Source organism: Aminobacter sp. P4_D5 (assembly GCF_056401815.1).
Map to the genome: position 1 here is coordinate 1 of NZ_JBFUIP010001382.1, position 520 is coordinate 520.

Annotated in this window: 1 protein-coding gene; it reads right to left on the minus strand. The window is 61.7% G+C overall.

Annotated elements, in window-relative coordinates; genetic code table 11:
* Nucleotides 1–517 (minus strand): cytochrome b (locus AC1DWF_RS38540; RefSeq protein ID WP_476843663.1); only part of this gene is annotated, 517 nt, incomplete at its 3' end.
* Between the last annotated feature and the right edge of the window lie 3 nt (nucleotides 518–520).

Below are 520 nucleotides of genomic sequence, written 5' to 3' on the forward strand. Positions count from 1 at the left end.
CGACCGAGAAGCCGCCCCAGAGGTAGGTCACGATCGTCTCGCCCACCAGCGGGATGGCGCTGAAGAGGTTGGTGATGACGGTGGCGCCCCAGAAGGACATCTGGCCCCAGGGCAGCACGTAGCCCATGAAGGCGGTGGCCATCATCAGCAGGAAGATCACCACGCCCAGCATCCAGAGCAGCTCGCGCGGCGCCTTGAAGGAGCCGTAGTACATGCCCCGCCAGATATGGATGTAGACCACGATGAAGAACATCGAGGCGCCGTTGGCGTGGATGTACCGGATCAGCCAGCCGTAGTTCACGTCGCGCATGATGCGCTCGACGCTGTCGAAGGCCATGGTGACGTGCGGCGTGTAGTGCATCGCGAGCACGATGCCGGTCACGATCATGATCACGAGGTTGACCATGGCGAGGGCGCCGAAGTTCCAAAAGTAGTTGAAGTTCCGCGGCGTCGGGAAGACGCCGTATTCCTTCTGCATCATGGTGAACAGCGGCAACCGCTGGTCGATCCAGCGGATGAC